Genomic DNA, 25256 nt, shown 5'->3' with positions numbered 1-25256 from the left:
CCCTATTCAAACCGAGCCATTGCTTTGAAAAGCAGGAGGTCCAGAGGCATGTAAAACATGTGGACACCCACCAACAGGATAGCAACCAGCAGCAAACCGGCACCGATCATCATCGACGTCAGCCTCTTGCGCCTGGCCTTGTCCGCCTTGGTCGTGATATACGGCACCGCCACCAGCACACGCCGGCCCAGCACGCTCTCCAGGGCACCGACACCGCGCACGCGCTGATTGAGCATTTCCAGCAACATCACCAGGCCACCGCCAGCGGCCGGGGCCAGCACCAGGCCAAGCGCGACGATTTTCTTGCGGTTGGGCTTGACCGGTTTTTCCGGCATCAGCGGCGGCTCCAGCAGCACGAAACGCTCAGCCTTGTTTTCCTGCTCGAGGCTCTCGGTAATCTTCGCGCCCATCTGCTTGTTGCGTATTTCTTCGTATTTCTTGCGTGCGTTGTCATGGTCACGCAGCAGCGTCACCAGGCCACGTTCGACTTGCGGTGCCTCGAGGATATCGGCCTCGTAGCCTTCCATCTTGGTGGTCAGCTGGCGCTTCTGATCGGCCAGCGAGGCGATGCGCGACTGCGCAGCCGCCATCTTGGTCCGTACGCGCGCGGCGTCGAGGTTGCCGCCAGCCGCTGCGGCAATGCCCTGGTTACCCGATGCCTTGAGCACGTCGATCTTGCGTTTGATTGCCACCACGTCCGGATGCGCTTCGGTGTACTTGGTCAGCAGTCGGGCGTATTCGGCCTTCAGCCCGGGCAGATCCTGAGGGTCTGGGGCAACGGCCCTGCCATTGGCCGCCTGGGTCGGCACGCCGGAGTTGGCCGCCGCCAGTTCCAGTTCCAGATAACGCAGTTCTTCCTGCGCAGCCTTGTAGTCACGGTCCACTTCACGGAACTCCAGTTCCGAGCGCGACAACATGCTCATGCGCAACTGCTGGTTTTCAGGCAAGGCATTGGAATGCGCCTGCTTGAAATCCGCCAGCTTGTTTTCCAGGTCGGCCAGCTCGGCGCCGAGCTTGTCAGCTTCCTGGGAGAGGAATTCGGTGGTCTCGGTGGCGCGTTCGGTACGCTGCTTCATGTTCTCGTTGAGGAACAGCGACACCAGCTCGTCAGCCACTTCCTTGGCCACGTCCGCGCGTTTGTCTTCATAGGATACGGTGAAGGCCACCGTGGCCTCGCCGCGCCCCTTGACGTACGTGCTGAGCGTGGCGACCACGATCGCACTGCGCATCTGCTCGATCTTGTCGGTTTCGCTGAAGCGGCTGCCGCGGTCGGCGAACAGGTTGTACTTCTCGATGATCCGCGCCAGGTTCTCGCGGGTCATCACCCGCTGGCGGATGACCTCGATACGCTCATCGGCAAACGTGTTGTTGCCGGCCGAGACCAGGTCCGGGGAGATCTGCTGCGACTCCACCAGAATGGTCCCGGTCGACTGATAGATCGGCGGCACGCTGATCGCCACCCCGATGGTAGCGGCCACCACGACCACTATGACGATCGCCAGCAGCAAGGCACGGTCCTTGATGATGGCGATGTAATCTTTGATAGAAAGCTCGTACTCAGATTTCATAGTGGCCACCAATCCGAAATTCAGATGTCGGGGTATCTGTACGTCAGCGTCAAACCAGCGATGGTAGCGTCGGCATCGGGCAGGCCATCCTGTTGGCGCTCCTTGTACAGCAACGAAAAGCGCAGGTCCCAGGCCGGCGAAATCGCCCGGCTGGCCCAGACGCTGTAAGTCTGTGTGGTGTTGGGGTTCTGCCCTTTGCTGTCTTGCCACCAGGCATCTGCGCCGAGCCGGGTGGTTTCTGTGAGCAGGTAGCTCCAACTGCCACGCACCATGTCCATTTCGGCAGCACCGCCCTGGGCGTTGGACATCGTGGTGCGGTCGGCACTGAAGCTGGCCTCGTGACGCGAACCGCGGTAGGTCAGCGATGCGCCGCCTTCACCGCGGCGCTGGGTACCGGCACCGTTGGTCTGGTTGACGCCGACATGCATGGCGCCGACCAAGCTGTCGGAGAACTGATACTTGACGCCAATGCTGGGGACATAGCTGTTGGTGGCAATGGCCGTGCTGTTGCTGTCTGGCTCGTAACGCCGGGCTTCGAAGCCGGTGATGATGTCGGTGCGCTCGCTCCAGGCATACGTCCAGTTGAACTCGTTGGCATACTCGTCGTAACCGATCAGCGTACTGATGTCGTAACTGGCATGGGAGTAGCGAAGCTCGTTGGACAGGGTGCTGCGCTCGCTCACCGCGCTGCTCCAGTTGCCCGTGAGCCTGGACATCTTCTGGGTGCCGTCGGTGGTGACCACCACGCCGGTGTCCTGCACCGCGCCGGACAGCGTCGAACTCTCGTCGTATTGCGCCAGCAGGCCAAAGCCGCCGCTCTCGGTTTCGCGCTGCCAGCCCAGGCGCAGGTTCGGGTCTTCACGGTCATCCATCACCGAGCGGTCCGATGAACGCAGCACATGCATGCCCACGCCCATGCGCAACTGATCGCGATCGAACTGACCTACCAGGGTGTAATCAGGCGCAATGATCGTACGCGTCACACCTTTCTCCTTGGACGTCAGGAGCAATGGGTTGCTGTCGTACTCGACAGTCGTGGGAACCTCGACTGAAGACTGCCAGTTGGCGGCATCAACCACCCCGGAGAACGGCATCATCATGATTGCCGTTACAACACTCGTCGTTTTATTGATAGGCACAAGTCGTTCTTAGTTATTAGGAGAGTCAGGGTACGACCAGCGTATCGCCAGCCTGAAGTTGGAAGTTGGTGGACATGTCACGCCCAGAAACCAGATCCTTGTATCGCACCGGCATGACCTTTTGGCCGCGAATCACCTTGATGGCACTTTCGTCGGCGAATTTGTCCATTCCGCCCGACATGCTCAGGGCCTGAAGCACCGCCGTAGGGCCTGCCATCGGCACCGGGCCGGGCTTGATCACTTTGCCTTGAACATACACCAGATTGCCAGCCGTACTGGTGACCACCACGCTGACATTCGGCTGGGCCAGGTAAGGTTTCAGTGCGGTCTCGATTTTTCTCGCCACGGCGGTGGCTTCAAGGCCGGCAACATCCACGCGACCCGCCAGCGGGAAGGTGATGCTGCCATCGGGAAGAACCACGGTTTCCTGACGCAGGGTGTCTTCCTGCCAGACCGAGATCATGACTTTGTCGCCGGGGCTTAACAGGTAGGCAGAAGAGGAAGTGTCGGCGGCAACGGTGCCGGACCAGACCACCAGGGCGCAGAGAACGGACATCAGCAAACGTACCATGAGGGATCCCTCCGGCCAGTCGGCCCAGGTTAAGAGCACTGAATGAGTACAACGACGAACCTCTCGCTCCGCTTCGCAGCGCGTTTGCTGCGACGGCCTCACCCATCCTCGAGGCCCTTTACCGCGATGCCGCCCTGCCTGCCTCTGTACTGCTGTTTGCGCCGAGGGCGCTGGCTACTGGAATATAGCAACAGCTGTAAAATTGACAAGCATTGGCGCCCCCGAAAAAACGTAAAAGCCCACGTTTTAGCGTCAACGCATTGGCATCGTGATAAAACAGACACAACTTAGATCTTCTTTCTATTGGCCACCGCAATGAAACCGATCACCGCGGAAGCAAACAACCATCCCGCCGAAGACAGCGGAACAATGGTGTTTTCAGTCAGATAAGAGTCGGCCGCTCGCGCTGCACCCGTCAATAAAACCAACAGGAAGAAAGACTTGATGAACAGAGTCGAGCGCATGTTCGCCCCCTGCAAGAGGTAAGTTGTTATTGATTTGGCGGAAGACTGTATCGCTGTTGATTTGAGCTTATGGGCACAATGACATTACGTCAATGATCCGACACCATAATAAATCTCAATGGGACATGCCGAGCTTCGTCAAAATGCCGTCAGCATGATTTTGCTGGGATTTTCACCCTGCCAGGGCTGCATTGCCGCGCACAGCCTGGCAGTCGATTGCCGACAGATCGAGGGTCAATAAGGGAACAGATCCAGCGTCCGCTCCACTTCATCGATATCAATGGTGAAGCCTTCACCTTGCGGTGTGCCGACCACAAAACCGAAGTGCTGATGGTCGCGATCGGTCAGGTATTTGTAGTAGCTCACGAAGCGGTTCGGCGGCTGCAGTGCCAGTATCGAACCACCGGGCTGCAATACATTGACGCCATGCACCAGCTGGCTACCTTCAACGCCAATTACCGTTCTCGCCCCCGCACAGGCGGCGACGATGCCTGGCACATCGGTCTTCATCGGGTCGATGACGCGAAAACCGCGGTGTTTCTGCAGGTGCGAGGCAACTTCAAGCTCATTGCGCATCAGGCGCAAGTCGCCATCGCTGCCACGCAGTATGAACACCCCCGGGTGTGGCGACGGGTCGACATGCGACAACAATTTGTCACCCATGGCGCGGTAGCGCGAATACCGGTTGCGGTTGTTGCTGAGGTCGTCGAACAGCACCAGTTCATGGAAGAACGCGCCCCGCGTGCGCAGTGGCTGCATGCCCAGCCAGCGCTCATACGCCGGCCCTTGGCTGAACAGCGGGTAGCGAGCCGAGGGCGCCGTGGTCACCGGCACGCCTTCTTCGCAGGCCAGGGCGTAGGTCGGGCAGTCCTCCATCAACCAGGTACCGAACCAGGTATTGCCATTCTGGGTGCAGTAGATGGCCCCGCGGTCGATTTCGTGGTCCACCGTGACGCCAGGGAACCGGCTCGGCTTCAACGACAGCCAATGGCTGGCATTGCCCTTGTACAACGCACCGTCGATCAGCCAGACATCCTTCAGCAGGTAGCCACGCGTGGGGCCCTGCTCGACAGTGATCCCGCCTTCCATGGTCCGCGCAGGATGCACATACGGATAGAAGCGCTTGGCCTCCCAGCCCGTTACCCGCTCCAACTGGTTGGGCAAGTAGAATGCCGGTGGCGATACCGTTGTTTCACCGGGCGCGATATCCCAGACCTTCTCGGCGACACGCTTGATATCGATATCAGCCTTGCATGCCAGGCGCTTGCGCGCGATGTGCTGGTAGGCCGCCAGGGTCCAGGTGTTCTGGCTGGCAACCGAGGAGCCACTGAAGTTCGAAATACCACTACCCATGAAACGCCCCTCCCGATGTGACAGGTGTCTGGTCTGAGGCAAGGCACGCACTCCAGGCATACCTTGAAGTCGGTTCAGCTGGAAACGACGACCCTTTCCATCATGGGCGGGGACTGTAGCGTGGCGTAACGGCTGCGCAGGGTTTGCAGGAATGACTCGCCACTGCTCCCGGTGCCATAGAGGTAGATCTTGTGCAGGCCACCAAACACCATCTCGTGATAACGGCTGGCGACCTCATCATCACTGGGCCCTTCCGGCAGGCCCAGGTGAAGTGTCAATTTGTTGCCCTCGACGGCGAACAATGGCGTGTCCCAGAGGAATTGCGCGGTCCCCGTCCGAGGCAGGCGGATGAACAGGTAGGCATGGTTGCCCAATTCGTCGATATCACCGCCACGCCGGCGCTTCCATTTCAGCAGGCCGTCGTCCGGCCGCGCCAGGCACATGCCGATATCGTAGTAGTCATAACCGTTGGCCAACGCCCACTCGAGGGCCATGAACGTGGTGATCGAATTGACCTCGCGCAACTTTTTCGGGTCTGAGAACACCGCTTCGCAATAGCCGAAACGCAGGGTGCTCCAATAGCGTTTGCCGTCCCGCGTGATCTCGCAGCCCAGGTGGCAGCCGATGACCTCATCGCCGCAGGTGATCAGGTCCAGGCGCCCTACCCCTTTTGCCAGACGAAACACTTCGTCGGTCGGAAACTGCGCCGCATGAATCCCCTGCCGGGCGCTGGCATAGGGCCGCAGCAGCTGTTGATCGGCCATCGCAATCTCGTCATCGGCGAGCGTCTGGCGCATCTGGTAGAGCGGGCGGTTCTTGCGAATGCTGCGGCGCAGTTCACTGTCGTAGCGAGCAGTGATGTCATCGAGCGAACGGCCCAGGGGCACCACGGCGCTCAGGTAATGGGGTACCGTCAACGAACCGGAAGTCGGCATCTCGCTCACCACCACCACATGCCGGGGCTCGCCAGGAGCGGCCTCATCGGCAGCTTCGGCCAGTGGCTGCTGGCCCTTGCCGCCAATCAGCAGCTTGGCCATTTCGCGCTGCTGCTTCCTGCCGATGTAGAGGATTTCGTAAGGGCTGGCCTGCTGCAGCCGGAAACGCGAGATTTCCCAGCGCCAGAAGCAGGTACGGGCCAGCAGCTCGCGTAACTTGCTTGAAACAGTCCGGATTTCGTAACGCATGGAAGGCGAGATCACTTTTCGCGCCACAGCCGCCAAGTTCTCTTTCATGTCTTCTTCGACGTCCTTTGATGTTGTCAACGGGGCTGATCGGAAAACAATAAAGCGGAGCTTGAAAGCTTGCATAACGTGTTGATTTATAAACTATCAACTACGCATGCCGCCTTCACATTCAGTAACAATTTAAGATGCAGCTGCGCTGCTTGGCAAGCGGCATTTTGACAGCATCGCAGCTTTATTAATGGCGTCAATTTTAGTGGCATGGGGCAAGCGTCATGTACTGCTTTTGCTATATAGCCACCCTGTTTCAATACACTGAAAGTTGTATTACTCCACTGCCGGCGCACTCGACCAGGACGGCTACAACAATGCTGCGCCTGGCCTGCGAGAAGCCATGCAGACACCAGGGTCTGCGGCACTGCAAATGCCCTGCCGCTAACGCGGCAAACCCGCCCTGAGCGGGTTACGCGCCACCCACTTCTGCAACTCGGCTGCCGGCATCGGCCGCCCCAGCAGGTAGCCCTGGCCCTGGTCACACCCGGCATTGCGCAGGAAGTCATACTGCTGCTGGGTCTCAATGCCTTCGGCCGTGATGCGATAGCCCAGGGCATGCCCCAGGTCGATGATCGCCCGGGCGATAGCCACCGCATCATCGTCATCCGGCAGGTCCTTGATGAACGCCCGGTCGATCTTCAGGTGGTCGATGGGCAAGGCACGCAGGTAGGCCAGCGACGAGTAGCCGGTACCGAAGTCGTCCACCGCCGTGGCCACGCCCATGGCTTGCAGCTGGGCCAAGGCCGCGCACGCCTGTTGCTGGCTTTCCATCAGCAGGCTCTCGGTGATCTCCACTTCCAGCAGGTTGGGGGCCAGGCCATGGCGTTCCAGGGCCATGGCCAGGCTCGAGACATAGTCACTGCGCTCGATCTGCAGCGCCGCCACGTTGACCGCCAGCGGCCCCGGCAGGCAGTCGGCGGCGCGCCAGGCGGCCAGTTGCGCACAGGCCAGGTCGAGCACGCGCTCACCCAAGGGGATGATCAGGCCGGTGCGCTCGGCAAGCGGGATGAACTCGCCAGGGGGTATCAGCCCATGCTCTGGGTCGCGCCAGCGCAGCAAGGCCTCGACCCCTTCCAGCTGACCGCTGAACAGGTCGACCTTCGGCTGGTACCACAATTCGAACTCGTTATCCTGCAACGCCCGGCGCAAGTTGCGCTCCAGCTCCAGGCGCTGGTGCAGCCGTGCCGTCATGTCCGGGTGATAGGGGCGCCAGGCGTTGCGGCCACCCTCCTTGGCCGCATACATGGCCGTGTCGGCATGGCGCAGCAGGCTGCCAACGTCTTCGCCATGTTGCGGGCACCAGGCCAGGCCGATGCTGCCCGTCACCAGTGCGGCATTGCCATTGAGGTCGAACGGCCGTTGCAGGCAGCGCAGCAACTGCCGAAGCTGGTGGCTGACCTGGCCCTGGGTGCCCTGGAGCATGAACACGAATTCATCGCCGCCCAGCCGGCATACCCGGTCGCTGGTGTCGAGTTCCTGAAGAAAGCGCGCAGTCGCCTGCTGCAACAACAGATCGCCCATGGCGTGGCCCAGGCTGTCGTTGACCTGCTTGAAACCGTCGATATCCAGCAGCAGCACGGCCAGGCCATGGCCTTCGGCAGTGGCTTCGGCCAACTGCTGCTGGAACAGCACCCGGTTAGGCAAACCGGTGATGGTGTCGTAATGCGCCAGGCGTTCCAGCTGCGCCTGCGAGCGCTGCAATTCGCGGTTGCGCTGTTGCAGCTGGCGCTGCTTGCGGTTGATCTGCGCGATGAACAGGCTGAGCAGGCCACTGCAGGTCAGGGCGAACCAGAACAGCGGCGAGTGGAACAGGCTCGTGTCCTGCTGGCTTTGCTGGCGCTGGATGTCGACGTGGCCAAGCACCATGGACACGCTGATGCCGGCCAGGGAAACGCCAACTGGCAACAAGCGGCGAAGGGCGCGACGCAGCGTGCCGGTAGTCGGTATCGGTTCGTCGGTCATCGGGGAATTGGACGGGGTCATAAGCCTGCAGGTGTGGGCGATTGCCCCTGTATCGGCGCGGCGCGCGCAATATTGAGCCAGACTGGTGTTTTTCTTGCCCAGGGTGCATGCTCGGAGCTGAAGCGTTTCACCCGCCAAGACACATGAGGTGCAGTACCCATGGAACATCTGCTCGATTCGCTGTTTCCCGCCGCCGGCGACATTCCCGAAAACTGGCGCCTGGGGGCACCGCTGGAACAACGCGACTACCTGGTGAACGGTGAACTCAGGCGCTGGGACGGGCCACTGGCCACGGTGCGCAGCCCGGTCTGGCTGAAAGAAGCGGACGGCGAGCGCCAGGTCGTGCTCGGCAGCGCGCCATTGCTCGACGCCGACACCGCCCTTACCGCCCTGGACGCGGCGGTTAACGCCTACGACAAGGGCCGTGGCACCTGGCCGAACATGCGCGTGGCCGAGCGTATCCAGCACGTGGAAACCTTCCTCGCACGCATGCGCGAGCAGCGCACCGCCGTGGTCAAGCTGCTGATGTGGGAAATCGGCAAGAACCTCAAGGATTCGGAAAAGGAATTCGACCGCACCTGCGACTACATCGTCGACACCATCAACGCCCTCAAGGACCTCGACCGCCGCTCCAGCCGCTTCGAGCTGGAACAAGGCACCCTAGGCCAGATCCGCCGTGCGCCGCTGGGCGTGGCGCTGTGCATGGGCCCTTACAACTACCCGCTCAACGAAACCTTCACCACGCTGATCCCGGCCCTGATCATGGGCAACACGGTGGTGTTCAAGCCGGCCAAGTTCGGCGTGCTGCTGATCCGCCCGCTGCTCGAAGCGTTCCGCGACAGCTTCCCGCCGGGGGTGATCAACGTCATCTATGGCCGCGGCCGCGAGACAGTCAGCGCACTGATGGCCAGCGGCAAGGTCGATGTGTTCGCCTTCATCGGCACCCACAAGGCAGCCAGCGACCTGAAGAAGCTGCACCCACGCCCGCACCGGCTGCGTGCGGCCCTGGGCCTGGACGCAAAGAACCCGGGCATCGTCCTGCCCCAGGTGGACCTGGACAATGCCGTGGAAGAGGCCATTACCGGCGCACTGTCGTTCAATGGCCAACGCTGCACGGCGCTGAAGATCCTGTTCGTCCACGAGGATGTGGTCGAACCCTTCCTCGACAAATTCCAGCGCAAGCTCGCCGCGCTCAAGCCAGGCATGCCCTGGGAGCCAGGCGTTGCACTGACGCCGCTGCCGGAACAGGGCAAGGTCGATTACCTCGACCAGCTGGTGGCCGATGCCACGGCCAAAGGCGCACGGGTGCTCAACGAAAGCGGCGGGCAGAGCCGCGGTTCGTTCTTCTACCCCGCCCTGCTCTACCCGGTGAATCGCGACATGCGCGTGTACCACGAGGAACAGTTCGGCCCGTTGGTGCCGGTGGTGCCTTATCGCGACCTGCAGACCGTGATCGACTACGTGCTCGACTCCGACTACGGCCAGCAGCTGAGCCTGTTCGGCAACGACCCGGCCACTGTCGGCCACCTGGTCGACATCTTCGCCAACCAGGTTGGCCGCATCAACCTCAACGCCCAGTGCCAGCGCGGCCCCGACACCTACCCGTTCAACGGCCGCAAGAACAGCGCCGAAGGCACCCTGTCGGTGCACGATGCCTTGCGTGTGTTCTCCATCCGCACCTTGGTCGCGACCCGCTTCCAGGAGGCCAACAAGGCGTTGATCAGCGAGATCATCAGCAACCGTCAATCGAGTTTCCTGACCACCGACTACATCTTCTGACTGCCGCGCTTATAGAGAATCGATCTAGCATCATGGTCGATTTTCCATCTGCGCAGACGACTCTAAGCATCAGGGCGCCTCTCGGCGCCCATCATCAAGGAGAGTCGAACATGGCAGCCAAACCCATCCCTGAAGGCCAGCACAGCATCACCCCGTACCTGGCCATCAACGACGCCGCCAAGGCCATCGAGTTCTACAAGAAGGCCTTTGGCGCCACGGAAATGTTCCGCCTCGAAGGCCCGGACGGCCGCGTCGGTCACGCCGAATTGCGCATTGGCGACTCCTCACTGATGCTTGCCGACCCGTGCGACATGGAAGGCGGCCTGACCGCCAGCCAGAAACTCGCCGGCGCTGCCGTGGGCCTGCATCTGTATGTCGAGGACTGCGACAAGGTCTATGCCCAGGCCATTGCGGCGGGCGCCACGCAGTTGCACGAGGTCAAGGACCAGTTCTACGGCGACCGCAGCGGCTCGCTGAAAGACCCGTTCGGCAATATGTGGTTCGTCTCCACCCACAAGGAAGACCTCAGCCCCGACGAGATCCGCGCCCGTGCGGCGAAGATGTTCGGCGGCAGCTGAGCGACGAGTTGAAAGCGCGGCGCGTTTGCTTGAAGCTTGAGGCTCGTAGCTTGGAGCTGCCTCATGCGAATCATCGACAAAACCGCCGCGCAGGTGCGCAGCCTGACCCCGGCCGAAGAGGAACTGCTGGCCGGTTTCGCCACCGGCAGCCTCGCCGGGCCGCGCCTGCTGCAGGCCAACCAGCTGCTGATGAAGGTGCGCAGCGCCAACCAGTGGCTGGCCTGCGACTGCCGCAAGGATGCCTTGCCGGTGCTCAATGTCACCCTCAATGGCAGCACCGGCACACTGTTTCTGAAGAACAATCCGGGCACCGCCGAGCATGCGCCCGGCTGCCCGTTCACCAAGGACGAACGCGAAGCCAGCGAGCGCGAAAATGAACCGGTCGCGCCTGCCGCCTGGCTGGCGCCGGACACCCCGCTGCGCCTGATCGGCGATTACCGCAAGGCCAGTGACGACAGTGGTTCGGCGGGCGAAGCCAGTGAGCGTCGCGAACAGCAGCGTCTGCTGTCGCTGTTGCTGACCTGGATCGAGACCAGCGGCCTGAACCTGTACGCCACGCACCTGAAGAAAGACCTCACCGGCCAGTTCGCCGAGCTGCGCAGTGTCGCCAGTCGCTACCCGTTGCTCGAACGGGTGCCGGCCGGCAACTACCTGGAAACCCGCCTGGACATGAAGCACATGATGATGCTCAAGTCCCGCCTGCGTGAAGCCACGGTGTTCGGCAACCACCGTCGCCATGGCCTGATGCTGGACTGCGTCGACCAGATCAAGGGGCGCAAGCTGTTCAACAACCGCAGTGAAGATGGCTTCGATTTCCAGGGGCATCATCTGTATTGGGGTGGGAGCCGCACGTCAGGCCCCCTGCTGGCGTTGGCCCTGTACTCGCCCACCACGGCGGGCAGCCACTTCTATGAACTGATTCACGTGGCCAGCGTGCCGGTGCTGTCACGCGCGCAGATGTTTCCGGTGTACCGCGACGAAGAGCGCGAGCCACTCAAGGCGCTGGTGTCGCTGATCGACTGGATGGCCAGCAAAGGCGTGAAGGTTCAGATGCGCCGGCCGGTGATCGGTGGGCAGGTGATGGATGAGCTGGTGCTGACCTCGGATCAGGACCGGGTATTGTCGGTGTCGTTGCTGGAGCAGCCGATCGGGCCGGAGCCCGATGCCGAAAACTTCAAGCGCTATGCGGACTTCAAGAGCCTGGAAACCTTCCGCAAGTATGTGGCCGGGTTCTTCATGCGCGAGCGCTGAAGACGTTTGCAAAACTTGTAGGAGCGGCCTTGTGTCGCGAAAGGGCCGCAACGCTGCCACAGGATCTCGGCTCTGATCACAGATTGCCGGGGCTGCTACGCAGCCCTTTCGCGACACAAGGCCGCTCCTACAACGACCGCTTCAGCCCATGATGGCAGTGATCAGAATGCTGCCCGGAAAATCCCCTCGATCTCGTCCTGGCTGGCCGGCCGTGGGTTGGTCAGCCCACAGGCATCCTTCAGGGCATTGGCCGCCAGGATGCCGACGTCCTCGAGTTTGGCCCCCAGCTCCGCCAACCCCGCCGGAATGCCCACAGCCGCCGCCAGGTGCTCGATGGCCGAAATCGCCGCCCCCGCGCCCTGCTCCGCATCCAGCCCGCAGACCTTGATGCCCATGGCCTTGGCCACATCGCGCAGGCGCGCGGCACTGACCTTGGCATTGAAGCGCTGCACATGCGGCAACAGCACCGCATTGCACACGCCATGGGGCAAGTCGTAGTAACCGCCCAGCTGGTGCGCCATGGCATGCACGTAACCCAGCGAGGCATTGTTGAAGGCCATGCCCGCCAGGAACTGCGCATAGGCCATGTTCTCCCGCGCCTGCAGGTCGTTGCCGTCGTTCACGGCCTGGCGCAGGTTTTCGCTGATCAGGCTGATGGCCTTGAGTGCGCAGGCATCGGTAATCGGCGTGGCCGCCGTCGACACATAGGCCTCGATGGCGTGGGTCAACGCATCCATGCCGGTGGCCGCCGTCAGCCCCTTGGGCATGGCAACCATCAGCGCCGGGTCGTTGACCGAGAGGATCGGCGTGACGTTACGGTCGACGATGGCCATTTTCACGTGGCGGCGCTCGTCGGTGATGATGCAGAAACGGGTCATCTCACTGGCCGTGCCTGCCGTGGTGTTGATGGCGATCAGCGGTAGCTGCGGCTTGCGCGAGCGGTCGACCCCCTCGTAGTCACTGATATGCCCACCGTTGGTGGCGCACAGGGCAATGCCCTTGGCACAGTCATGGGGTGAGCCACCGCCCAGCGACACCACGCAGTCGCAGCGCTCCCGCTGCAATACGGCAAGGCCCGCCTCGACGTTGGCGATGCTGGGATTGGGCTTGGCACCGTCGAACACCACCGAGTCGATATCCTGCAAGGCCAGCATGCGCCCGATGCGCGCAGCGACTCCGGCCTTGGCCAGGCCCTGGTCAGTAACGATCAGCGCCTTGCGCAAGCCATAACCGGCAATCGCGGCCATGGCCTCGTCGAGGCAGTCGATGCCCATGATGTTCACGGGCGGAATGAAGAAGGTGCTGCTCATGACCGGATCCTCCTGGTGGGTCTGTCTGCCAACGAGGATCCGCCCGTTCACTGCCCCGGATGTTGATCCAGAGCAACGTTAGCCAAGGAACAGCCGGTAAGCCGGATTATCGGTCTCGTCCCAGTAGCGGTAGCCCATCTCGTCCAGCGCCTGGGGCAGGCTGGCCTGCTCGTCGGCCGGCACTTCCAGCGCCGCGAATACTCGCGCTTCGGCCGCGCCATGGTTGCGGTAATGGAACAGGCTGATGTTCCAGCGCTTGCCCAGCCGCTCCAGGAAGCCCAGCAGCGCCCCTGGCCGCTCGGGGAACTCGAAGCGCAGCACCCGCTCATCGGCCCCTGGCGCTGCATGCCCGCCCACGGTGTGGCGCACATGCAGCTTGGCCAGTTCGTTGTCAGTCAGGTCAAGCACGCTGTAGCCCTGGCCGCGCAGGCTGGCCAGCAACTGCTCGCGCGGGTCGTGCAGCGGGTGGGTCTGCACGCCAACGAACAGGCGCGCTTCCTTGCCTGGGTAATAGCGATAGTTGAATTCGGTGATCTGCCGCTTGCCCAGGGCCTGGCAGAACGCCCGGAAGCTGCCGGGCTGTTCGGGGATGGTCACGGCGATGATCGCCTCGCGCTGCTCGCCGAGCTCGGCGCGCTCGGCCACGTGGCGCAGGCGGTCGAAGTTGACGTTGGCGCCGGAGTCGATGGCCACCAGGGTCTGCCCCTGCACGCCCTCGCGGGCCACGTACTTCTTGATCCCGGCCACGGCCAGGGCACCCGAGGGTTCGGTGATCGAGCGGGTATCGTCGTAGATGTCCTTGATCGCCGCGCACAGCTCATCGCTGCTGACGGTCACCACTTCATCGACAAAATGCCGGCACAGCTCGAAGCAGTGGGCGCCGATCTGCGCCACTGCCACGCCATCGGCGAAGGTACCGACCTGCGGCAGGATCACCCGCTCGCCCGCCGCCATGGCAGCCTGCAGGCAGTTGGAGTCTTCCGGTTCGACACCGATTACCTTGACCTCGGGGCGCAGGTATTTCACGTAGGCAGCAATGCCCGCAACCAACCCGCCACCGCCCACCGGCACGAAGATCGCGTCCAGCGCACCCGGCTGCTGGCGCAGGATCTCCATGCCCACGGTGCCTTGGCCGGCAATCACGTCCGGGTCGTCGAACGGCGGAACGAAGGTCGCCCCGTCGCTGTCGGCCAGTTTCAGTGCGTGGGCCAGGGCATGCGGAAAACTCTCGCCGTGCAGCACCACGTGGCCACCCCGCGAGCGCACCCCTTCGACCTTCAGTGACGGCGTGGTGGTGGGCATGACGATGGTCGCCTTCATGCCCAGGTGCGCAGCCGCCAGGGCCACGCCCTGGGCATGGTTGCCTGCCGAGGCGGTGATCACGCCGCGTTCGCGCTGAGCAGCGGTCAGGCGCGACAGCCGGGTGTAGGCACCGCGGATCTTGAACGAGAAGGTCGGTTGCAGGTCTTCGCGCTTGAGCAACACCTGGTTGCCGAGGCTGGCAGACAGCGCGGGGGCAGCTTGCAAGGGCGTCTCGATGGCCAGGTCGTACACCGGCGCGGACAGGATACGGCGCACCTGTTCCGACAACAGTTGCTGCGGGGTGGACGGGGTACGAGGGCTGACGTTGAGGCTGGTCATCGATTGCAACTCCTTGGCTTTTTTTCACGTTGCCCAGGAGTCAGAGAGAAGAAACCCGCCTCCAGGGCGGGTTCGGTGCACGTAAGCGCTAGCCCGCCAAGCTGATAATGGCGGTAATAATAATGGCGTTCACGTGCGGGAAGGTTTTCATGGGGTAGGACGTTATCCCGCCGGCGCTGGCCAAGTCAACACTTTGCTGGTTGCGCCGACAGCGGCACGTCGAACACCTTGTCGAACCCCCACTGGAAGACGAAGGCATAGACGAAGAAGAACACGAACAGGGCCAGGTTGGTGAGCAACGCCGCCCACAGGCTGACATCCAGCCAGTACGCCACCAATGGCAGCAGGATCAGCACCAGCCCGCCCTCGAAGCCCAGCGCGTGCAGCCCCCGGCGCAGCAGCGTGCGCTCGCGCTTGTGCTGGCGTGCCTCCCAGCGCTCGAAGGCCCAGTTGTAGGCCATGTTCCAGCTCATGGCGATGCCCGACATCAGCACCGACAGCACCGTCGACTCTGCCATCCCGGCCCCGAACGCCAGCTCCAGTGCCGGTGCCACGCAAGCCACGGCAATGGCTTCGTAGAGAATGGCCTGGACGATCTTGCGCGCCTTGCCTTGCATGTTCTGCTCCCAGAAAAATCGGCCTACAAAACTACAAGATGAAGGCCCCAAGCAAAAGCGCCAAATCGTTTTGATTGATGCGCGTCATCACCGGCCACGCATTGGACAACCCTGCATGCGACTGCTTGTATCTATCACTTGCAAGCAGCGACATGTCCTACCACTTCGTCCAGGGAATCGTACGAGGAACAAGACGATGGCGTATTGCGTGATGATGGTGTTCGGCACCCGACCCGAAGCAATCAAGATGGCCCCGCTGGCCCGCGTGCTGCGCACCTGGCCTGAGGTGAACCTGCATATCTGCTCCACCGGCCAGCACCGCGAGATGCTCGAGCAGGTGCTCACCGCCTTTGGCCTGAACGTCGACCAGGACCTCAAGGTGATGACCCAGAACCAGACCCTGAACGGCCTGGCCCGCGACCTGCTGGACAAGCTCGACCACGCCTACGAGCAGGTCAGGCCCGACATCGTGCTGGTCCACGGCGACACCACCACCAGCTTCATTGCCAGCCTCGCGGCCTTCCACCGGCACATCCCCATCGGCCATGTCGAAGCCGGCCTGCGCACCGGCAACCTGCAGCAGCCCTGGCCCGAAGAAGCCAACCGGCGCCTGACCGGGGTGCTCGCCGACCTGCACTTCACCCCGACCCGCGATTCGGACGCCAACCTGATTCGTGAAGGCGTGCCGCCGGAGCACATCGCAGTCACCGGCAACACCGTCATCGATGCCCTGCTGTGGATGCGCGACCACCTGGCCGAACGGCAATGGCAGCCGACCGCCGACTCACCGCTGAGCGTGCTACGCCCCGAGCAGCGCATGGTGCTGATCACCGGCCACCGCCGGGAGAACTTCGGCCCTGGCTTCGAGCGTATCTGCCTGGCCCTGGCGCAGCTGGCCGAACGTTACCCCGACGTGCAGTTCGTCTACCCCGTGCACCTCAACCCGCAGGTGCAGCAGGCCGTGTATGGCGTGCTGTCGAACCGCAGCAACATCCACCTGATCGCCCCTCAGGACTACCCGCACTTCGTCTGGCTGATGAACCGCGCCCAGGTCATCCTCACCGACTCCGGCGGCGTTCAGGAAGAGGCCCCGGCACTCGGCAAGCCGGTGCTGGTGCTGCGCAAGGTCACCGAGCGCCCCGCCGTGCTCAAGGGCGGCACGGTCAAGCTGGTGGGCACCCTGACCGAACGCATCGTCGACGAAACCCGCCAGTTGCTCGACGACCCGGTGGCTTACGCACGCATGGCGCGAGTGTACACCCCGTTTGGTGACGGCCACGCCAGCGAGCGCATCGCCGAGCGCCTGACACGCTGGTTCGCAGAAACGGCCAACCCGCGAGATGACGCATGAGCCTGGTCTTCATCGATTTCCTCACTTATGTGCTGTTCGGCCTCAAAGTCCTGGCGATCACCCTCGCCTCGCTGATGTTCTTGCTCGGCCTCGACGATTTGTTCATCGACCTGTGCTACTGGAGCCGCAAGCTGATCCGCCGCTTTCGCATCTACGACAAATACGAAAAGGCCGACGAGAAACGCCTGTTCGAAGTCGCGGAAAAACCCCTGGCGATCATGGTCCCGGCCTGGAACGAAGTGGGCGTGGTTGGCGAAATGGCGCGCCTGGCAGCCTCGACCATCGACTACGAGAACTACCAGATCTTCGTCGGCACCTACCCCAACGACCCGCAGACCCAGGCCGACGTCGACGCCGTGTGCCTGCACTACCCGAACGTGCACAAGGTGGTCTGCGCGCGCCCCGGCCCCACCAGCAAGGCCGACTGCCTGAACAACATCATCGACGCCATCCTGCGCTTCCAGGACGATGCCCGGATCGAGTTCGCCGGTTTCATCCTGCATGACGCCGAAGACGTGATCTCGCCCATGGAGCTGCGCCTGTTCAACTACCTGTTGCCGAACAAGGACATGATCCAGATCCCGGTGTACCCCTACGCGCCGGAATGGAAGGGTTTCACCGCCGGGCACTACGTCGACGAGTTCGCCGAGAACCACGGCAAGGACGTGATCGTGCGCGAAGCGCTGACCGGCCAGGTACCCAGTGCCGGTGTCGGCACCTGCTTCAGCCGTCGCGCCATCAGCGCCCTGCTCGAAGACGGCGATGGCATCGCCTTCGACGTGCAGAGCCTGACCGAAGACTATGACATCGGCTTTCGCCTGAAGCAGAAGGGCATGAAGTGCATCTTCGCCCGCTACTCGGTCACCGACCCGGCGCTGGCCCTCAAGCACGAGTGGCGGCCGGGCATGAGCCGCGAGTTCGCCCAGGTGATCTGCGTGCGCGAGCACTTCCCGCGCGACTGGCAGCACGCCATCCGGCAGAAGTCGCGGTGGATCGTCGGCATCGTCTTCCAGGGCACCAGCAACCTTGGCTGGAGCCGCACTGGCGCGCTCAACTACTTCCTCTGGCGTGACCGCCGCGGCCTGTTCGCCTACCTGCTGAGCTTCCTGGTCAACCTGTTGCTGCTGGTGCTGCTGGCCATGTGGCTGGTGACCGTGATTGCCCCGGACTCCTGGCGCTTCATGTCGATTCTCAGCGACAGCCAGCTGCTCACCACCCTGCTCTGGCTCAATGGCCTGATGCTGGTCAACCGCCTGTTCCAGCGCGGCTGGTTCGTTACCCGCTACTACGGCATCTTCGAGGGACTGCTGTCGGCGCCACGGATGATGTGGAGCAACTTCGTCAACTTCTTCGCCAACCTGCGCGCCCTGCGCCAGGTCATGGAGATGGGCGATTCGCGGCGGGTGGCGTGGGACAAGACCACCCACGAGTTCCCCGCCCTCGCCTCGCCAGCGCGCACGCCACTGGGCCATCGCCTGGTGGAAAAGGGCTACATCACCGAGGAACAGCTGGAGCAGGCGATCACCAGCCCGGTGCGCCGGCGCCTGGGCCGCGAATTGCTGCTGCGGGGCTGGCTGAACAGCGAGCAGCTTGTGCAAACGTTGGCCGAGCAGCTGGACCTGCCCTGGGCCCCGCTCAACCCGTTCAAGCTCGATGCACACCTGATAGCCCAGCTGCCGCGTCGGCTGGCCACGCACTATGGCGTGCTGCCGGTCGCCGAAGACGGCAACACCCTGGTGCTGGCCAGCGAAAGCCCTGTCAGCCAGGTGTCGCTGGGGGTGATCAGCCGCCAGCTGAAACGCCCGGTCAGTTGCCGCCTGGCCCCCCAGGGCCGGGTCACCCTGGGCCTGCGCTATCACTACCCGAGCCCCTGGCAGACACCCGAAACCCACGACATGCTCGCCGTGCTGGAGCGGCATCAGAATGATGCCGAACTGCTCGAGCGGGTCAGCCACCACCAGGTGATGCTGGGCGCCCTCTTGCAGGTCCGCGGCATGGTCCCGGTCACCCTGTTCAACCAGGCACTGATCGATTTCGACTCCGAGCAGCAGAGCCTCGGCGAGCACCTGATCGCCCGCGGCATCATCACCGAAGAAGTGCTGCAACAGGCCCTCGCCGAACAAACCAGCGAACAGCAGGCTGCCTTTGACCTGATCCGGGAGGTGGCATGAAGCCGCGTCTGTCCCTCACCCTTTCCGGGCTGTTGCTGTGTTCCACCGCGCTGGCGACCCAGGCGGCCCCCATGACCGAATTCCAGCGTTTCACCAGCTACCCGTTCATGGAACGCAGCTACCGCGAAGCGAAGAAGGACAACTGGGCCGAAGTCGAACGCCTGACCCGCCATGTGCTCAGCCGCGTGCCGAACAACGACGAAGCCCGCTCGCTGCTGGTCGAAGCCCTGGCCCACCAGCGACGCTACAAGGACGCCGAAGCCATGGCCGAGCAGCTAGGCAATGGCCCTGAATACGCCAATGCCCTGCAGGCGCTGCGCCTGACCTGGATCGAGCAGGACCCGCCAGCGGCCAGCCAGGTGGAAGGCTGGCTGGCCAGCGTCGATGGCACCCAACGGGTACGCCTGTGGCAGGCCTACAGCCTGAGCCTGGCCAAGTTCGGTGGTGCCGGCAAAGCCCTCGAGTGGCTCAACCAGCTGCCGCCCCGCGACGATGGCCAGGTGCTGCGCCTGGCCCGGGCCAACTTCGCCGAGCAACTGCGTAACTGGAAGGAAACCATCGACCAACTGCAACCCTTGGCCGACAAGGGGCAATTGCCGCCCGAAGACTGGCAGCGCCTGGCCAACGCCTATGTCCAGCAGGTCGACGAAAAGGGCCTGGAAAAGCTGCTGCAAAGCGCCCCCTCCCCCGAAGTCGCCAACCAGACGCGCCTGGCCATGGCCAATCGGGCCATCGCCGTCGGCCACAACCAACTGGCGCAGCGCTGGTTGGAAAAATTGCCCACCGAGCAGTTGCAGCAACCTGAGCAACGCCAGCAGTTGTGGGAGCTGGCCCTTGAAGGGGATGACGCGCCGCTGGTACGGCAGCTGAGCAACGAGCTGCAGCGCCCTTGCCTGGAGACCGTCGACTGGTTGTCACGCCGTGACCCAGACGTTGCCCGCGAACAATTCAAGGACTGCCCGGCCAGCGCAGACCCGCGCGCTTATGCAGTGCTCAAGCAGCGTCTGTATGGCGACCCGGTGCAGCCGCCACAACCCCGCACAGCCACCGAGTGGGAAAAACGCTACCGCCAGAACGGTGACCTGGCTGCGCTTGAGCAAGCAACCTATCTGTTGCTGCAACAAGGCCAGAGCGAGCACGCCCGCACCTTGCTCGAGCAGGCCTATGACCGTCGCCAAGGGCGATTGACACCCTCCTTGCTGCAGCGCTTGGGTAATATCTATGCCCGAAACGATGGCCCGCTCAACAGCCAGCGCATGCTCGGGCTGATCCCCAGGGTCGACGCCAATACCCGCGCCCAGTTGCTCGGCCGCCTGGCTGAAAACGGCCAGTGCGACGCCGTGCGCCGGGCCATCCCGGCGAACCCGACCGAAGCCGGTCAGTTCCGGGCCCTGGGCCGCTGCGCCATGCCTGATCAACCCGGCGAAGCGGTGGTTTACTACCAGGCCGCCGAACGTCTGGGTGACAGTGGCAACCGCCTGCCCCTGGCCTACGCCCTGGAAGCGGCCGGCGATTCCGAAGCGGCCATGCCGATCTGGCGCAACCTGCCGGCCAGCGCCTGGAACGACAACGCCCGCCTGACCGCCGCCCGTGGTGCCTTGAATGCAGGCGACGCCGACGCCGCCCGCCGCTACTGGGACGCCGCCGCACACAACAGCGCCGATGACTGGGCGCTGGGTGCCGCCATCGCGCAACGTCAGGGCGACCTGCACGCGGCGCTGGGTTTCCAGCGCCAGGCCCTGGCGCACAACCCGCGTGCCGACCACTATTACGCCGCCGCCAGCACGGCACAATTGGCCGGCGACAGTGAGCAGAGCACCGCCTGGCTGGCCGAAGCCGTGCGCCTTGAGCCCAACCAGCCGCGCTATCGTGCCGACTACGGCATGCGCCTGGCCGGCTCCCAGGACAAGGCCCAGCGCCAGCAGTCGATCCCTTATCTGGAACGCGCCACCCACGATTTCCCCGAGGACTATCGCCTGGGCGAGACCCTCGCCCTGCGCTACGACGAAGCCGAGAACAGCGCCGCCGCACGCCGCGAGCTGCGCCGGGTGATCGACGTGGAAGAGAACCTGGTCGATGGCGACGACGAATACGGCAGCCTCGAAGCCCGCAAGTACCGCCAGCGCCGCGCCCACGAAACCCTGTCACGGCGCGACACCATCACCCTGGCCAGCACCTGGTCGCCCGCCGGTACCTCGACCAACGACAAGTTCCTCGATAACGGCGAGCGCAGCGGCACCTCGCGGCGTGCGCAATCGCAGAACGTGCAGCTGGCCATGTGGGACCACGCCCTGGGCGAGGAGCCCAGCCGCAACGGCAGCACCCTGTCGGTCTATGGCCGTGTGCTGTTCGGTGGGCAGAGCCGTACCGACTACGCGCAAAGCATGGGCACCGGCGTCGGCCTGCGCTACAAGCCGCTGGGCCAGGCCAACCTCAACCTGTATGCCGAGCTGTACCACCAACGGCAGATCGACGACGACCACTACAGCGGCCTGAGCCTTGGCGAACTGCTGAGCCCGGCCAAGGTCGGCGGCAACTGGGGCGACTTGCGCCACCACGCCGAATCGAGCAACGACCTGCTGCTGCGCGCCACCGCCTCGTTCCTCGACCAGGGCGACTGGCGCAACGACTGGCGGGTCGACGAAGACGACTGGAACGAGCGCTTCCTCTACCTCGATGCCGCCTGGTGGACCCGCGCCGGCGACCACGCCTGGCTGTCGCGCTACCAGCAGGGCCATGCCTGGAAGCTGCCCGGCAACTCGCCACAAACGCTCATGCCTTACGGCTTCTTCGAGTTCTCCAGCCAGGACCCGAGCAACGACTGGCGCCAGGACGCCCGTGCCGGGGTCGGTGTGCGCTGGCAATGGTGGTTCGACGACGACCGCTACAACGCCTACCGCGGCTCGCTGAAAGTGCGTGCCGAGTACCAGCAGTCGCTGGGTGGCAACCTCTACAAGAGCGCCAATGGCGTGCTGGTTGGCGCGGAGATGACCTTCTGATGCGTACGTTCCTGGCCATCTGCATGCTCGTCCTTTGCCTGCCGGCCGTGGCCGACCAGCGCCTGTTCTACCAGCCGCTCAATCGCGATGCTGCCGTGACCCCGGCGCAGTGGCAGCAACTGTGGCGCGCCACCAGGGCGCAAGGGGGCAAGACCCTGATCGTGCAGTGGAGTGCCTACGGCGACAGTGATTTCGGCGGTGCCCAGGGCTGGCTGGCCAACAGCCTGCGCGAGGCCCGCGCCCAAGGCCTGGAGCTGGTGCTCGGGCTGTACCTGGACCCGGCCTATTACCAGCGCATCGAGGAACTGGACGGTGACGGCCTGAACAACTACTGGAAATCGCAACTGGGCCGTTCGCTGGGCCAATACCAAAAGGTTCGCACGGACTGGCAGCTGCCTGTCGTCGGCTGGTACCTGCCCATGGAGCTGGACGACCTGCATTTTCGCGATGCCGATCGCCGAGAGGCGTTGTACAGCCAGTTGCAGGCCTTCAACCGGCGGCTGGACAAGCCGCTGCACATCAGTGCGTTCAGTGCCGGCAAACTGGCACCGCGGGTCAATGGCGCCTGGCTGGATCAACTGGCCGGGTTGGGCTTGACCGTGTGGTGGCAGGACGGTGCCGGGACCGGGCGCTTGCCGCCGCTGGTGCGCCAGCGTTACGAACAGGCGCTGCCGTGCCGGGTGGGGATAGTGCGCGAGGCGTTTCGCCAGATGAGTGCGCCGGGGCAGGTATTTCGGGCTGAGGCTGCGGAGCCGAAGCTGAATGCAGGGTGCCATGTCGAAGCGGTGTTTGCGCTGCGCTACCGGCCGTGGGCCCGGGGTGTTCTGCCACAGAATTGAGTCAACCTGTACCCGCGAAGAGGCCCGAACAGGCCATGCAGTACTCCCAGGAGCCCACCGATGTTCAAGACCATCGAAGAGCACGTGCGCAAGCAGGTCGCCCCCGCCGCCCTGCGCGCCGAGTTCCGCCAGCACGAATTCGAATCCATGCGCCCGTTCTGCATGCTGGTGTTCTGCGTCAGCACGCTGATCTGGCTGATCTTCGACCTGATCGTCAGCTTCCTCGGAGACCAAGGCTTCAGCGGGCTGTCCTACCTGTTCATCGCCCTGCTCGGCAGCCTCACCGTGGTGCTGCGCTTCACCCGTCGCAGTCACCATTTCGACGTGCTCAACCTGCTGTTCATCAGCGTCATCACCCTGGGCATGCGCCTGGTGATCGATGGCATTCCCGAGCCCCAGCGCCCGGTGTGGCTGGTGCTCGGCGTATCGACCGTGCTGTATGCCGTGTCGGTGCTGCCGGTGCGGCGCTGGTCGTTTTTTTGCGCCATGGTCATCACCTGGGTGATGCTCAACCCGTTCTACCACACCCGTATCGACGCCGATCAACTCGAAGGCGCCATGCTCATCAGCTACGCGGTGTTCCTCAGCGGCCTGGTGATCTACAGCTACCTGCAGATGCGCCAGGCCAAGCTGCACAACTTCTACCTGTCCAAGGTGCTGCTGGAGCAAGCCTACGTCGACGCCCTGACCGACATCCCCAACCGCCGCTCGTTCATGGCCAGCGTCGAGCGCCGGCTGCAACAGGCAACAGCCAGGCAGTACCTGGCGATGATCGATATCGACAACTTCAAGCGGGTCAATGACCGCTTCGGGCATGATATTGGCGATGAAGTGCTCAAACGGGTGGCGATGCATATCAAAGCAGGCGTGGCCGGCCATGAGTTCGCCCGCCTGGGTGGCGAGGAATTTGCGATCTTTTTCGAAGGGCTGGACCAGCAAGGGGCCGAGCAACGGGTCGGCGCGCTGTGCGAGCGCGTGCGCGACGACCTTGGCGTGCCGCCCGTGACCATCAGTATCGGCCTGGCGCGGGTCGAAAGCGGGGAAAACCTGAGCATGGCGCTGGTACGCGCCGACCAGGCGCTGTACCAGGCCAAGCACAACGGCAAGGACCGGTTCGTGCTGTGGACTAGCCCGCTGGCAAGCGAATCCTGAACTGCGCCCCACCCAAGGCAGACTGCGCCACGCTCAGCGTCCCGCCCTGCCCTTCGATTGCCCGGCGGCTGATCGCCAGGCCCAGGCCGAAGCCGCCGGTATTGCGGTCGCGGCTGCGGTCCAGGCGGTAGAACGGCTGGAAAATCCGCTCGCGCTCCTCGGCCGGGATACCGATCCCGTCATCTTCCACGGTCAACAGGCAGGCACCGTCCGCCTCCAGGCGCAACCTCAGCAACAGGCTTTCATCGCAATAGCGCATGGCGTTGCGCACCAGGTTCTGCACGGCCCGGGCGGTCAGTCGCGGGTCCAGCACGAAGCGTGGCAAGTTGTCCTCGGCCTGCACTTCCCACTGGATACCCCGCGTATCGAGCTCCTCGGCAAACCCGCCGAGCACGCTGTCAACCAGCTCCAGCAACGACACTTCGACCCGTTCCCGCACCTGGTCGGCATTGTACAGGCGGCTGTACGACAGCAGTTCGAGCACCAGCTCGTCCAGCTCGCGTACATGCCCGACCAGTTCCAGCAGGCGCTTGCGACTGGTCGGTGGCACCTCGTCGAACAACAGCACCAGGCCGAAATCCAGCCGGGTCAGCGGTGTGCGCAGCTCGTGGGAGACCGCGTTGAGCAGCTCGCGCTGCTGGTTGACATGGCGTTCGAGGTCGCTGGCCATGGTGTCGAACACCCCTGCCAGTTCGCCGATGTTCGAGTGCGGCGAGATGTGCGTGCGCTCGGCCATCTGCCCCTGGCCCAGGCGCCGGGCGGTTTCCTTCAGGCGCTCCAGGTCACGCCAGTGCGGCCACACCCACAGCAGCAGGCAACCGAGCATCGCCGCGCCGATCAGCACGGTCACGCCCCAGGACAACACGTTGATGTCCAGTGGATCTGGCGGCGAATGCAGGCTGACCAGCCAATCCTTGTCCAGTGGTGCCAGCACGGTTTGGTAGTAGCCCCAGTCACCGATGCGCACGGCGTACTGGCCCTGTTCCAGGCGCGCCTGTTCCTCCGGGCTCAGGCCTGCCTTCTCGCTGCGCAGCAGCTTGACTTCCAGTGGCGCGAAGGCCCTGGCCAGGTCCTCCTCCACCGCTGGCCATTGCGCTTCTGGCGCCTGGCGGAACTGACGGACGATCAGCGACTGCACACCTTTGGCCTGGTCCAGGTTGTAGGCCATGAAGCGGTCGTGGAACAGGCCGACAATGGTGTCCGGAATCAACAGCAGCGCCCCGGCGTAAGCGACGATGATCACCAGATACAGGCGCACCAGGATCTTCAACATGGT

Annotated in this window: 19 protein-coding genes; 8 read left to right on the top strand and 11 right to left on the bottom strand. The window is 63.5% G+C overall.

What is annotated here, in order from left to right:
* Positions 1–2: 2 nt before the first annotated feature.
* The 7 genes from ACIPZ8_RS25710 to ACIPZ8_RS25680 form a co-directional block, all read right to left on the bottom strand.
* Positions 3–1568, bottom strand: coding sequence for a GumC family protein (locus ACIPZ8_RS25710; RefSeq protein WP_400729332.1), 1566 nt, complete (start codon positions 1566–1568; stop codon positions 3–5).
* 20 nt (positions 1569–1588) lie between these two features.
* Positions 1589–2707, bottom strand: a complete 1119-nt coding sequence (locus ACIPZ8_RS25705; RefSeq protein WP_400729329.1) for a hypothetical protein — start codon at positions 2705–2707, stop codon at positions 1589–1591.
* Between the two features lie 25 nt (positions 2708–2732).
* The gene (locus ACIPZ8_RS25700) at positions 2733–3278 is read right to left on the bottom strand and encodes a polysaccharide biosynthesis/export family protein (RefSeq protein WP_159410208.1); all 546 of its coding nucleotides are present in this window, start codon (positions 3276–3278) and stop codon (positions 2733–2735) included.
* Between the two features lie 287 nt (positions 3279–3565).
* Positions 3566–3742 carry an EPS-associated small membrane protein EppA gene (eppA, locus tag ACIPZ8_RS25695; protein WP_181004478.1) on the bottom strand — a complete coding sequence of 59 codons (177 nt, stop codon included), beginning with the start codon at positions 3740–3742 and terminating at the stop codon, positions 3566–3568.
* A gap of 234 nt (positions 3743–3976) precedes the next feature.
* Positions 3977–5095, bottom strand: a complete 1119-nt coding sequence (locus ACIPZ8_RS25690; RefSeq protein WP_400729325.1) for a glycosyltransferase family 61 protein — start codon at positions 5093–5095, stop codon at positions 3977–3979.
* Positions 5096–5169: 74 nt separating this feature from the next.
* Positions 5170–6327, bottom strand: a complete 1158-nt coding sequence (locus ACIPZ8_RS25685) for a hypothetical protein (protein ID WP_400729322.1) — start codon at positions 6325–6327, stop codon at positions 5170–5172.
* Positions 6328–6711: 384 nt separating this feature from the next.
* Positions 6712–8313 carry a putative bifunctional diguanylate cyclase/phosphodiesterase gene (locus ACIPZ8_RS25680; RefSeq protein WP_400729320.1) on the bottom strand — a complete coding sequence of 534 codons (1602 nt, stop codon included), beginning with the start codon at positions 8311–8313 and terminating at the stop codon, positions 6712–6714.
* A 138-nt stretch (positions 8314–8451) separates the two neighbouring features.
* Here ACIPZ8_RS25680 and ACIPZ8_RS25675 point away from each other — a divergent pair, with 138 nt between their 5' ends.
* The 3 genes from ACIPZ8_RS25675 (at position 8452) to ACIPZ8_RS25665 (ending at position 11900) form a co-directional block, all read left to right on the top strand.
* Positions 8452–10071: an NADP-dependent glyceraldehyde-3-phosphate dehydrogenase gene (locus tag ACIPZ8_RS25675; RefSeq protein ID WP_400729318.1), complete on the top strand. Its 1620-nt coding sequence runs from the start codon at positions 8452–8454 to the stop codon at positions 10069–10071.
* Between the two features lie 110 nt (positions 10072–10181).
* Entirely contained in the window at positions 10182–10649 is a 468-nt protein-coding gene (locus ACIPZ8_RS25670) for a VOC family protein (protein ID WP_400729315.1), read from the top strand.
* A gap of 63 nt (positions 10650–10712) precedes the next feature.
* A complete protein-coding gene (locus tag ACIPZ8_RS25665) occupies positions 10713–11900 on the top strand; it encodes a hypothetical protein (RefSeq protein WP_400729312.1) in 1188 nt (395 codons plus the stop codon).
* Between the two features lie 161 nt (positions 11901–12061).
* Here the strand turns inward: ACIPZ8_RS25665 and yiaY are convergent, their stop codons facing one another.
* From yiaY to ACIPZ8_RS25650, 3 genes are all read right to left on the bottom strand, one after another.
* Complete coding sequence (gene yiaY / locus ACIPZ8_RS25660; RefSeq protein WP_400729310.1) at positions 12062–13210, bottom strand: L-threonine dehydrogenase; 1149 nt, start codon at positions 13208–13210, stop codon at positions 12062–12064.
* 78 nt (positions 13211–13288) lie between these two features.
* On the bottom strand, positions 13289–14851 hold the full coding sequence (gene ilvA / locus ACIPZ8_RS25655; protein ID WP_400729307.1) for a threonine ammonia-lyase, biosynthetic: 1563 nt from the start codon (positions 14849–14851) through the stop codon (positions 13289–13291).
* 185 nt (positions 14852–15036) lie between these two features.
* The gene (locus ACIPZ8_RS25650) at positions 15037–15468 is read right to left on the bottom strand and encodes a PACE efflux transporter (RefSeq protein ID WP_400729304.1); all 432 of its coding nucleotides are present in this window, start codon (positions 15466–15468) and stop codon (positions 15037–15039) included.
* A gap of 196 nt (positions 15469–15664) precedes the next feature.
* On the opposite strand from ACIPZ8_RS25650, the gene wecB reads away from it, so the two are divergent.
* From wecB to ACIPZ8_RS25625, 5 genes are read left to right on the top strand one after another with little or no spacing between them, the layout of a single operon-like run.
* A complete protein-coding gene (wecB, locus tag ACIPZ8_RS25645) occupies positions 15665–16819 on the top strand; it encodes a non-hydrolyzing UDP-N-acetylglucosamine 2-epimerase (protein ID WP_400729302.1) in 1155 nt (384 codons plus the stop codon).
* A complete protein-coding gene (nrfB, locus tag ACIPZ8_RS25640; RefSeq protein WP_400729299.1) occupies positions 16816–18990 on the top strand; it encodes a cyclic di-3',5'-guanylate-activated glycosyltransferase NrfB in 2175 nt (724 codons plus the stop codon). The genes wecB and nrfB overlap by 4 nt, the downstream gene beginning before the upstream one ends.
* Positions 18987–21989, top strand: coding sequence for a phage receptor (locus tag ACIPZ8_RS25635; protein ID WP_400729296.1), 3003 nt, complete (start codon positions 18987–18989; stop codon positions 21987–21989). The genes nrfB and ACIPZ8_RS25635 overlap by 4 nt, the downstream gene beginning before the upstream one ends.
* Entirely contained in the window at positions 21989–22828 is an 840-nt protein-coding gene (locus ACIPZ8_RS25630; RefSeq protein WP_400729292.1) for a DUF4434 family protein, read from the top strand. The genes ACIPZ8_RS25635 and ACIPZ8_RS25630 overlap by 1 nt, the downstream gene beginning before the upstream one ends.
* Before the next feature lie 60 nt (positions 22829–22888).
* Positions 22889–23980, top strand: coding sequence for a diguanylate cyclase domain-containing protein (locus tag ACIPZ8_RS25625; protein WP_400729289.1), 1092 nt, complete (start codon positions 22889–22891; stop codon positions 23978–23980).
* Here ACIPZ8_RS25625 and ACIPZ8_RS25620 read toward each other — a convergent pair.
* Positions 23955–25253, bottom strand: a complete 1299-nt coding sequence (locus ACIPZ8_RS25620) for an ATP-binding protein (RefSeq protein WP_400729286.1) — start codon at positions 25251–25253, stop codon at positions 23955–23957. The genes ACIPZ8_RS25625 and ACIPZ8_RS25620 overlap by 26 nt on opposite strands.
* Positions 25254–25256: the final 3 nt, after the last annotated feature.

The organism is Pseudomonas sp. NPDC089422, assembly GCF_044749405.1.
In the GTDB taxonomy this organism is placed as follows: Bacteria; Pseudomonadota; Gammaproteobacteria; order Pseudomonadales; family Pseudomonadaceae; genus Aquipseudomonas.
The sequence above is the reverse complement of the archived record's forward strand: the minus strand, read 5'-3'. Positions and strand labels throughout refer to the sequence as shown.